Consider the following 11,679-nt stretch of genomic DNA (forward strand, 5'->3'; position numbering starts at 1 on the left):
AAAATTCAACTGTGCATTACCATTTGAATCAACCTGCATTTGACCTGTGGCCTGCTTTGGGCTCAATCAATTTTTTAAGCAGTGCTTCCTTTTCCTTACCCTCCGGAAGTTTTTGAGCCTTCTTGTACGCCGTTCGCCAATCCCAAAAATCAGGTGAATTTTGCCAATCATCGATATGCAGCCCAGTATTTTGACTACCATTCGTATCTGAGTATTGAAGGTAAATTACCTGATTCTGGTTATATTGATCAAATGACAAATGGCCTGTAGCATTGTAATTTCCAATACTATCCTTACCACCCATAAATACTAACCCGCCATTCTCCGTACCCTCATCATTAAAAAAAATTAAGCCCGGTCTTAATCCACCTGGTATAGGAGGCGTCAAACCTTTTCCACAAGCAAGAAACTCTGGTGACCGGCTTTTATTGGAAAGCACCATCCTTAACTTACCTTCTTTTTCAAGTATATTGATTCTTTCTACTGATATCTCTTCAAAATGTTTAACTCCTGAAGGCGTAAAAGAAAAAACAATGCACCGATAAAAAGTAGTGTAATACCTAAAGCATACCACTTTAGCAGCCTCAAATCTTTTTGCATTTTTATAATCCGTTCGTCCATATAGTTGAAGCTGTATTTTTTATTTTATGAATTTTTTTTGCAAAAAAAACAGTTATTGAGTGAATAATTTTTCCTAAACTTTTATTACATTTTTGTAAATTAAGCTACAAATAAAACTTCCTGGTATAACCAGGGATTGAAATTAATGTTGTGTTAATTGCCAAATCAAAACACCTCAGTTATTCCATATCAGCGTTTATAGGGAAACTCCTATTTTTGTTTATTCAGTGAGATACAATACCATGAAGAAGATAGCATTTTTAACGGATACACATTTGGGGCAACAGGTTTTCCTGATAAATGAAGGGTCTGGTTCAGAAAAAATGGTTTACCGTGAAGCGGCTGATGCGCATCAGGAAAATTTACGGACTGTTCTGAAGGACATTGTAAAAAAAGGAATCTCTGAAGTGGTATTCGGTGGCGATATTGGTTCCGAAAAATCCAATCAGCACTTCTTTGATCTCATGAATACATATAGGCTTAAACCCAGGATTATTCTGGGAAACCATGATACTTATGCAATAGTTTCAACATATTATCGCCATGAGGATACAGATGATACACAAGAACTAAAATATGCACAGGAAGATGAACATTACAAGTACATCTATCTGGATACTTCTTCAAATTCCATTAGCGGTACACAATTGGCCTGGTTTAAAAACGAATTGAGGACAGAGAAAAAAGTGATTATCTTCATTCATCATCCAATTTTGGGAATCACCACGCCCATAGATCATCTTGGCGCAGCACTGGGCAGACGTGACGAATTAAAACAGGTGTTGCTGGCCTTTAAAAATGAGGTAACTATCTTTTGCGGGCACTATCATATGGAAGATAGATGTGCCGAACAAAATATTATCCAGTATTCAACTCCTGCATGCGCCTATCAAATAGAAAAGACGGTTCCATCCATTATGATTAATGACCGGATATTTGGCTATAGAATCATCACAATTGAGGATAATCAGATCGGCACAATGCTGGTCAACTTTGATAAATGAGATATTAGCTCTGGCATGTTTTCGGACGTCTTTTACAAAATTCAAGTGTGTTCGAAAGATTACATGACCATCTCCGCAAATAACCATTTTCTGGAAATTTATCTGGCAATACAGGTTTCACTAATTCCTGTCTATAATTGCTATGCTATAGACACTAAGGCTAAAGATCATATGATAATGGATTGGTTCTGAGAATGTCTGGAATACCTCTTCTTCATTTGCTGGCAAAAACTGAAGATAATTTTTTCCTGATGGATTTGGATGCAACAGTTTTCTCTACAAAAAATAGCGATGGAACAGTCAATGGCGTTTTTATAAAAAATGGTGAAAATATAATTAAATGCCTTAAGGTTATTGATGTAGTCAACGGCACGGTGGCGCTGTTTATTTACATCTGCAACTATTCGAATTGTAATCAATCATTTCCTTTCTTATCGCCCGCACCACTCCACAAACCGTCACGAATACTCAGCTGAATTTTCCCTTCAGCAGTAGTGCTGAATATCAAACTCATATTAGCATCCTCAATAAAAAACCTGCTGGCACTTTCGGCAAGCATCTTTACCGGCGGCTTATGGTTGGTTGCAATGAAAAGCTGATTGTCTTTTAAACTAATGGTAGTGATATACTCATCAGAAATATCATACTTCCCGACGTACTTCGCTACCTGGTCAGTAGTAAGTGCGATCGCCTGTTTTGGTTTGGGTAGGCTATATTTTTGGCCATATAACAAGGCGATAACTTTTGAACCAATGCTTTCTATAGTCGTACTGGTTTGGTTAATCAACATGATAATACAAATATCATCTTCCGGGATCCGGCAAAAGTAGCTTGTTGAACCTTCCACATTACCTGCATGATAGGCCATCTTCCGATGTGCCACGCTATCTATAAACCATCCATATCCATAATCTCCTTTTACTGACGTGTAAGATTTGTTGAGGCTGGCGGCAGAAATCAGTTTATTTTCTTTGAGTGCCCTATTCCATACCGCTAAATCTCTGGCGTTGCTATACAATCCGCCAGAAGAATAGGTTGTACTGGCATCCCATACTTTTGCAGGGACAATGCGGGTGGAAGAAATGTAGGCATAACCTTTTGTTTTTAAGCTGCTTTTTAGTTGAGCATAATCAAAACCACTATGGCTCATGCCCAATGGCTTAAAAACAGATTGGTACATGGCTGCTCCGTATGACATTCCCGTTAGCTTTTCAATAACCATTCCTAAAAGATTATAACCTGAATTGCTATAAGAGAATTCAGTTCCAGGTTCAAAATCCAGCGGTTCGGCCGCATACAGGCCGAGCATTTCCCGTTTGCTTACACGCTGGCCGGATAATACTTTAGCACGGAATTCTGCATTCCGCAGCTCTTCGCGGATCCCCGATGTATGGTTCAGCAGTTGTGCTATGGTGATTTCCTTTTCGGGATGGACTGCGGGAAAAAATGTGATAATCCTGGTGTTTAAACTAAGTTTCTTTTCTTCCACAAGCTTCATAATCAAAACAGCAGTAAAGCTTTTTGTCAGCGAACCTAACTGGAAGATATCATTTGTTGTTGCCTTAATATGTTTTTCCGCATTGCGGTATCCATATGCCTTTTCAAAAATAGTGTGTCCGGATTTCGTAATTAAAATGGTGCCGTTGAACTTATTGAGCTTTGCATAAGTACTGATGAGGGTATCTATTTTTTGTGGTAAAGTTTGGGATTTGCTAAGGGTGCTGCTGAAAAGGAAAAGAATCGGCAAAAAGTATCTCATGAAATTGTTGAATGAATTTCCTTTTAGATAGAAATTGCAGATAAAAGTTACAGGTTTAGGTTTGGTCTATGTTCAATTAAAATTATATTCTTCTACACCCATTTAAATAGCATCCTACCCGACTTTGACAGGTCATCTTCTTCTTTATCAAATCACCACTGGGTTCTGGTGGAACGTAAAACCATCCTCTTCGCCACGGCTATTGCAAAGTCAAATCATAGATATGATTATTTCCGTATCCCATATGCTCTATTTTAAAGCATCCAATACCGAATTTTATCGAATAAGTTTTTACAGCTGGGCAGAACAAAATTAGTCGTCTTTTCCCTGATAGGTAGAAAAGTATTTTGAACGCCCCTTAGACACTGCCGTGCTCTAAACTATATCTTTCTGTATTATTGGCTTCAGGCATACGGTGATTTGCCTTCGCCTCAACTTCCTGTTTAAATGCCGCTGAAATCAAAAATAATTCTGAAAAATTTATGCTTCCAGCCCGGCAAACCTCATAAAATTCTGGCATAAGGGTCAAATCACCCCAGATTTCCGGAATAATCATGGAAAATTCACAGGTGATTGATTGTGAACGCCAACAACATCAATTTTGTGAAGCTAAAATAAGTTTAACATAAACTTCCCATAATGAACCAAATTGCATACCTAGATAACGCGGCTACGACTCAGCTTGACCCAAAGGTTCTCGAATCGATGATCCCTTATATGGAGGAATATTACGGAAATCCATCATCCATATATGCTTTGGGCAGACAGAGCAGGCTGGCAATTGAATCCTCAAGAAAACAGGTTGCAGAAATGCTTGGTGTTAAAGCCACTTCTATTTATTTTACAAGCGGAGGAACAGAAAGCAATAATACAGCAATTGCGGCTGCAGTTAATGAACTGGGCTGCACACACATCATTACGTCACCGATAGAACATCATGCTGTGCTCCATACTGTTGAACACTACTGTCAGTACAATAAACTCAGCTGTTCTTTGGTTAAGCTCAATGCGATGGGAGAAGTTGACCTCCCGGATCTGGAAAATCAACTGGCAGCATATACCAAACAAGGTCATAAATGCCTGGTTAGCCTGATGCATGCGAACAATGAGATAGGTGTTTTGCTGGAAATTGAGGCGGTTGGCGTTATTGCCCGCCGGCATGGTGCAATTTTTCATTCAGACTGCGTACAAACCATAGGACATTACCCCATCAACCTGATTGACTATGGCGTTCATTTTGCTTCGGCATCAGGGCATAAGTTTCATGGCCCTAAGGGGACAGGCATTCTTTATGTTAGCGATGGAACAAAGTTCGGTGCGCTTATCCATGGCGGAAGCCAGGAGCGTAAGAAACGGGCTGGCACAGAAAATGTTCATGGAATTATAGGTTTTACAAAAGCACTTGCCTTGGCTATGGATAACTTTTTACATGATCATTCATACATCAAATCTCTTAACAAAAGAATGAGGCTTGGACTTAAAGCTATCTCGAAAAATATCAGCTTCAACAGTTCAGAAAATTCACTTTATACGGTTCTGAGTGTCAATTTTCCTGCCGGAACTCATACCGATTTAATGTTGGCATTGATGGACAGGAAAGGAATCTACGCATCTGGCGGGAGTGCCTGCAGTAGCGGTGATGATGGTGGAAGTCACGTGATCACCGCCTTAAAGAAGGATCTTCCAGGTGCAACCATCCGGTTTTCATTTAGTAAAATGACCAGTGTGGAGGCTATCGACTTCACGCTTGAATTCATCAGCAGTATGTTGTTACCTAAGGATCAGGCTGTCATCTTATAATAGATATGGATACAGGCAATTCATCCATAACAGGAATGCGTCAGTGCTGGCGAATGATGACATTAAAAGGATCAAAAAAACATCCAGCCGGTAAAATTTTGAAATTCAATAGATAGTTGATTCATCCGAAGAGTATTTGGTATATTGCGGTGATGGATAACGGTTCATACGTTTCATGTTAATAATGAATTGGGCCGGATACAACAGAAGCATAAAATGTACCGGAGATTCCGTGCCATTCGATCATTGCAAAAATAATCCGGCATTTATCCTTTTAAACAGATCAATAATCATATGACAGAGCTAGATGTAACAGATAAAGAAATTCTAAGAATTCTCCAGGTGGATGCGAGCATCACACACAAGCAGCTTTCAGGCCAGCTGTATAAATCAGTAGCCACTATTCATGAAAGAATCAGAAGGCTAAAGAAGTTAGGCTACATCAAGCGGACGGTCGTGATTCTGGATAGACGAAAGATCGAAAGGAACCTGATCGCATACAGTCAGGTACTGTTAAATGACCATGCCGCGGAAACACTTAAAGGCTTCGAAGATGAAGTCGTAAAATTTCCGGAAGTAATGGAGTGTCTTCAAATGACCGGAAGCTTCGATTTTGTATTGAAAATTGCCACCCGTGATATGGATGCCTATCACGACTTCTATCGTCAAAAACTGGCAACATTGCCTAATATAACCACTGTACAAAGTTTTTTCGTACTCTCTGAAGCCAAAAGCGATACCGCCTATCCGATCTCATAAACGATCGGATTTACCTCGAATATAACTGGCTTTACCCTATTGACTACGCCATATGAATGGATGTTTGCGCCTGTACCTGATTAGCTGAAAAAACTTAAAAGCTGGCAGGTAAATCATTGAATTGAATATCGATCTCACCTGTATCAAAGATTTATATCCTGAACATTCTTCATATCAGCAGGCTTCGACGTTAATAAGTGGCAAGCCATCCAGCTTGCCCCCTTATTCATCATTAACTAACTAAAAATGCTGGCTTAACTTCTACAAAACGCCAGTTTAACTTTCCGGTACGCCTATAATCCGGCTTTCAGGAATTTGATATAATTTTCAACATAACCGGCACCCTGCGGGCTGATCATGGCTTGCTCCGTTCTTGGATCCAAAAGCACTTAAAACGGCGGTGAATTGGAATTGAATTTAACAGTCTGAAGGTTAGACCAAAGATGGCAAACCGGCTGCCTTAACACAATGGAACCCCTTAACTTCCATAAAAGATTGCCTAAATAAACGTTAATGCCAGAAAATTTTTGCTTTCAGACGAAAGAAAGGCAACCATCCTGAAAAAAGAGCAAGTTGTTCCTAAAGCTATTGGTGCATTTGAAGGCTTTTAAATTACATAGGCCTAACCTGGCATCACGATACGCAAGATTACCCTTAGCAAGGTCTCTATATTTTTTTGCTCGATCTGCGATTGAAGCGAAATCGCAAAGGAAAGGATTAGAGCAGTACATGGCTTGGATCAAAAACCCATAGCATTTGTTTTCCTAAAAAAAGAAGCACTGCTTTCCCCCACCTGAAACAGCAGCTAAGTGCTTTTGCCTTTCTTTTTGTTGTACCAGATCAAAAAACCAGTTAAGGGTAAAGATGCAGAAATCAGTGATCCCAGGAAAGCAAGTATTTTACCGGGTAAACCCAGAATATTTCCGGTATGGATATCATAATTCATTGCGCTGAATCGCTCACCGATACGTTCGTCTTCAAACCTACTGGTTTCTAACAATTGCCCTGAAAGCACGTCGTAACGGTTCGTAACTGTTTTAAAAGTCTGAGCATAGCTGGCAAGCACCATTACTGTTGACAGCTGCCTAGCCGGAAAATAAAAATGGTAGGCCTTTGCTGTAGGATATTTCTTTTTGATCTCCTTAAAAATAAGATCTAAACCCTTACTTTCAGCCTTTTCAGGCAATCGATGTACCATCGCTACTTTTGTCTTGTTCGAACTTTCACTCAAATTGAGTACCTTCTGCAGTCCCCTATCCAGCATCGGAAATGCCCACATCATTCCGGTGAGGGCAATGACCAGCCCCAGGCTCATCACGTAGAAACCAAGAATATTGTGGAGATCATAGTTCCTGCGTTTTAAACCGGTATTCTTCTTCCACTTAAACCAAAACCGAACCCGCCGGGCCTTTTTATTTTTTGGCCACCACAAATAAAGGCCGGTGAGCAAGGAAATAACATACAGCAGGGTTACCACGCCAACAACAGGCTGACCCAGTTCTGTTTTTAATAACAAACTCCAGTGTAAATACAAGATAATCCTGAAAAATTCAAATTCAGACTGTTCATGAAAAACCAATTCACCGGTATAAGGGTTCATAAACAGGGATTCATAGAACTTTTTCTCATGCCAATACCAATTTCCAGCGTTGGTATTGTTTTCCCGGTAAGCCCTGAAATGCCATGTTTGCATGGGATCATTATCAATCTCTAAGGCCGATACCGGCTTATCTTTACCCCAGATCTCCTGCGCCTTCTGCATCATTACAGTTATGGATAATGGTTCGCCGGATGCTGGTGAAACCTGCATTCGGTCTGCATAAACCAGGGGCTTGATTTCATCGACAAAAACAAGGATACAGCCCGTTAATCCCAATATCATCACAACCAGCCCTGATAGCAGCCCGATCCATAAGTGGATGGCAATTAGTCTTTTTCTTAAGTCCATATACTAATCAGGCAACCAGGGAATTAAACCCTGGTTGCCTATTCACGCATTTAAAATCGGAAGGAAAGGTTCGCCGCTAAATTTGCCGGTGCCTGCGCATTTGCCCAACTGTCCCAATATTTTTTATTAAAAACGTTGTTGGCTTTAACCTGTATGCCCCAGGCCTGCCTATTGTAAAATACTACGGCATTAACCAGGGTGTATGACGGAATAAAAAATTTGTTATCTGAAGCTTTGTACATTTTATCTACATAATTCATTCCTGCACCAAATCCCAGTCCCTTAAATTGATTCTGAAAAACATATGAAGCCCAGAAATTCGCTACATTTTCAGGTGCATTTGCAGCTTTATTTCCATCAATATTAGCATCCAGAGCTGCTTTAACAATACGATTATCATTATAAGCATATCCCGCCAAAATGTTCAGACCGGCAACGGGTTGCGTAATCAGTTCCAGATCTAAGCCCTTACTTAATTGCTTCCCATCTTGTATGGTAAATAACTCCTCATTCAAACGGGTAGCATTATCAATATTGATCCGGTAATAACTGGCGGTAAAGCTGAGTTTCTTTTCGAAAAGCTCTGTTTTGATCCCACCTTCTGCCTGGGTAGCGAATAAGGGATCTAAAACCTGCCGGCTGCCATTCGGCTGCGATACCGGAGCAACATTCTGGAAACCACTCATGTAATTGGCAAAAAGTGAAACTGATTTAGGCAGCAATTCATAAACCAGACCAAATTTAGGTGCATAAGAAGTTTGATTATAACCATCTTCATCACCTTCAACGGCCTGCCTTTTATAACGATCCAAACGCAGTGATAACATGGCCGAAAGACGCGGTAACAGGTTAATCATGTCTGATGCATAAACACTGGCCGTTTGCTGCGTTGGGGAAGGAAAAGGTGCAAAGCTTACCAGTTTATCAATTTGCTGGCTAACAATTGGCTTGAAGGCTTTTGTAACGTCAATCTGATCAATGGGCTGGATATCCGCAAATAGAAAACTTGAAGTATAATGACGGTAATTTGCACCAATTAAAAGATTATGGGTGAAACTCCCTGTTTTAAACTTGCCATTAAAATTCTGCTGGATATTTGTGTATCCGTTATAAACCGGACCATACACATAGGAAGCCCGGGTTACATTACTGGGAGAAGACCAAATCACCAAACGCTGATAACTGTGATCTACATTTTCAGAAACAAAAGAAAACAGTGTAGTCGACTTAAAGTTATCTGATAGTTTATACACCCCTTCAGCAAATATACGTGTCGCATAATTTTGAACATCAACATTGTCATGAAACAATGTTTTCCGGTAGTCCAGTAATAAATCGCTCGGTTGTTTAATGGCTGCAGATCGGAATACATAGTTCATCGGCTGCGTATTATGTACCTGCAACAACTCTGCATCAACATTTAATGACAGCCTTTCATTGACGTGATAGGTAATGCTTGGTGCCAGTAAAAAAGTGTTGTTAAAACCATAATCCAAAAAACTCCTCTCCCGATTCAGGGCAGAATTTACCCGGAAAAGCACTTTTTTTTCCTGATCAAGCGGTGTATTAATATCTAGTGTAAGGCGGTTTAAGCCAAAACTCCCCGAAGTATAGCTAAATTCCGTACGTTTTGCTTCTATCGGTTTTTTTGTCACCACATTCACAACCCCGCCAAAGGACGAAACCGACGCACCAAATAAAGTACCTGAAGGTCCCTTCATCACTTCAATGCGTTCGATGTTCGCTAAATCTACAGCAGAACGGTCTGAAGTAGATTCCATGCCGTTACGGGCATTAATTCCGGTTCCAAATCCCCTGAAATATGCGCTGACACCGCCAGAAGGGTTGGTGATAGAAACGGCACCCCCGGCATTGCGTATGGCATCTGCCACGGTTACCACCACCTGTTCCTGCATCAGCTGTTTGGTTATTACGCTATACACCTGTGGATTTTCCAGGTTTGTTAAGGGTAAACGGGAAACATATTCAGTCGTTTTGTTTGCAAATCTATTTACGCGCTCGCCATTCACAACCACTTCTTGCAGTGCCCGCATATCCTCATATAAAGTGAATAAAACTTCCACTGTAGCATTTGCAGTAACCTGAACGCGCTGTTCCTGCTCCTTTAACCCAACATACCTGGCTGTGATGATATAGCTTCCAACTTCTACGTTATTAAAACTAAATAGACCATTTTCATCTGCCTGAATTTTGCTGCCGCCCATATCGATGTTAACATATGCCGCAGCTAGGCCGTCGCTCGTAATCACCCGCCCTTTAATCGTTCCCTTACCATTTGAAGGCTGAAGGTTAATCTGGTTTCCTTTTACCTCTATTCTCCTGATCTCTTCTCCAAAAATTCCATGAAGAATAGATTCTACAGTGGCATTTTGATAAGTTAAGTTCACTTTTCTATTTGCATTCAACAAATCCGGACTATAAATAAAACTGCAACCTGCCTTGGTTTCTATTTCTTGCAAAGCCTGGGCGATAGAGACATTGTTAAGCTGAATGCTGATTCTTTTTTTCAAAGCTGTGGTTTGTGCCATAGCTGATTTGGTAATTAAAATGGTGAGTAAAATTAAAATGATTGTTTTCCCCATGCGTGAAAACAATCTTGTGCTAAATAGCAAAAAGTTCATATTTTTGATTTGAAGTAATGTGATTGATTATAGTGCATTGCTTATACCCGGTGAACAACTTTAGCGACGCGTACACCGGGTATTTATGTTAAATATCTACTTATCTGGACAATGTGACCTCCTTATCTTTTATGTTGTATTTTATATTAAGTGCAAAACTGATATCCTGAAGTACATCAGTCAGTGAGGGATTATCAAATCGGGCCTTTACCCTATAATGAAGCAAAGCCGGATCATGAAGGTGAACTTTAACGCCATACCAGCGTTCCAGCTCAGCCGCAACTTCGCTTAATTTACGATCATTAAAAATCATGATACCTTTGGTCCAGGCCACGATATGCGCACTGTTAATCGTGGTTTGCTTTAGTGAATGACCATTAAATGTGCCCTGCATATTGGGATATAAAATCAGCGTATCCATACATCCGGCAGCTGTTAACTGTACCCTGCCCTCTTCTACAGCCAATTGATCAAAAGAGCCTTCCCAGCTCTGAAGATTGAAACGGGTGCCCAGCACGCGTGTAGTGGTATGTTGAGTTTGAACGTAGAACGGTTTGTCTGGATTTTTAGTCACCTCAAAAAAGGCTTCTCCTTTCAGAAACACTCTTCGCTCCGTTTTTGAAAAATGATCGGGATATTTCAACCTGCTTCCTGCATTAAGGTACACCAGGGTGCCATCAGCTAAGGTAATCCTGGCTTTTTTTCCATATGGAAGCATTACTTCCCTATAAGTGAATGAAGCACCGGCAGGTGATTGTTTGTTTGACAGATATAAGCCCAAGCCTGCCAGTAAAATAAATATTGCCGCTATCGATATTCTTTTATACCATACCGGCATTCGAATAACCTTGTCCGGTTCATCATAGCCTTTTACTTCCGGATGCGCTCCTGCAATACGTTGCCACAACTGCTCCTTTATTTTTAATTCTTCTTCTGAGGAACGAAGTTCATACGGCTTTTCGGGACTTCCATCCAGCATCCATTGTTCTACGATCTTCCTTTCCACAGGGTTACATAAACCCGCCCAATATTTTTCTAACAAATGATGATCTACCGACATGAACTGCTTTTAGAATACAAGTCGGAGATCGGGAGATTTACCCTTAGTTAAAAAAAAAAATTTTTGCTATTGGTTAAAGCCTGTTT

9 protein-coding genes are annotated in these 11,679 nt (G+C 40.3%); 3 read left to right on the top strand and 6 right to left on the bottom strand.

Annotation, left to right across the window (positions count from 1 at the left end; genetic code table 11):
• Positions 1-28 precede the first annotated feature (28 nt).
• The gene (locus tag CBW18_RS21545; RefSeq protein ID WP_216359207.1) at positions 29-442 is read right to left on the bottom strand and encodes a hypothetical protein; all 414 of its coding nucleotides are present in this window, start codon (positions 440-442) and stop codon (positions 29-31) included.
• A gap of 421 nt (positions 443-863) precedes the next feature.
• Here CBW18_RS21545 and CBW18_RS06980 point away from each other — a divergent pair, with 421 nt between their 5' ends.
• Entirely contained in the window at positions 864-1,625 is a 762-nt protein-coding gene (locus tag CBW18_RS06980) for a metallophosphoesterase (RefSeq protein ID WP_088300583.1), read from the top strand.
• A gap of 415 nt (positions 1,626-2,040) precedes the next feature.
• Here CBW18_RS06980 and CBW18_RS06985 read toward each other — a convergent pair whose 3' ends face one another.
• Positions 2,041-3,384, bottom strand: coding sequence for a serine hydrolase (locus tag CBW18_RS06985; RefSeq protein WP_088300584.1), 1,344 nt, complete (start codon positions 3,382-3,384; stop codon positions 2,041-2,043).
• 358 nt (positions 3,385-3,742) lie between these two features.
• Positions 3,743-3,940: a hypothetical protein gene (locus tag CBW18_RS06990; RefSeq protein ID WP_088300585.1), complete on the bottom strand. Its 198-nt coding sequence runs from the start codon at positions 3,938-3,940 to the stop codon at positions 3,743-3,745.
• An 83-nt stretch (positions 3,941-4,023) separates the two neighbouring features.
• Between CBW18_RS06990 and CBW18_RS06995 the strand changes: the two genes are divergently transcribed.
• Both CBW18_RS06995 and CBW18_RS07000 read left to right on the top strand, forming a co-directional pair.
• Positions 4,024-5,184: a cysteine desulfurase family protein gene (locus CBW18_RS06995; protein WP_088300586.1), complete on the top strand. Its 1,161-nt coding sequence runs from the start codon at positions 4,024-4,026 to the stop codon at positions 5,182-5,184.
• 294 nt (positions 5,185-5,478) lie between these two features.
• Positions 5,479-5,943, top strand: a complete 465-nt coding sequence (locus CBW18_RS07000; protein ID WP_088300587.1) for an Lrp/AsnC family transcriptional regulator — start codon at positions 5,479-5,481, stop codon at positions 5,941-5,943.
• Positions 5,944-6,748: 805 nt separating this feature from the next.
• Here the strand turns inward: CBW18_RS07000 and CBW18_RS07005 are convergent.
• The 3 genes from CBW18_RS07005 to CBW18_RS07015 all read right to left on the bottom strand — a co-directional run bounded on the left by CBW18_RS07005 (position 6,749) and on the right by CBW18_RS07015 (position 11,593).
• On the bottom strand, positions 6,749-7,891 hold the full coding sequence (locus tag CBW18_RS07005; protein WP_088300588.1) for a PepSY domain-containing protein: 1,143 nt from the start codon (positions 7,889-7,891) through the stop codon (positions 6,749-6,751).
• Positions 7,892-7,941: 50 nt separating this feature from the next.
• The gene (locus CBW18_RS07010; RefSeq protein WP_088300589.1) at positions 7,942-10,533 is read right to left on the bottom strand and encodes a TonB-dependent receptor; all 2,592 of its coding nucleotides are present in this window, start codon (positions 10,531-10,533) and stop codon (positions 7,942-7,944) included.
• Positions 10,534-10,633: 100 nt separating this feature from the next.
• A complete protein-coding gene (locus tag CBW18_RS07015; protein ID WP_088300590.1) occupies positions 10,634-11,593 on the bottom strand; it encodes a FecR family protein in 960 nt (319 codons plus the stop codon).
• Positions 11,594-11,679: the final 86 nt, after the last annotated feature.

Source organism: Pedobacter sp. AJM (assembly GCF_002197755.1).
In the GTDB taxonomy this organism is placed as follows: domain Bacteria; phylum Bacteroidota; class Bacteroidia; order Sphingobacteriales; family Sphingobacteriaceae; genus Pedobacter.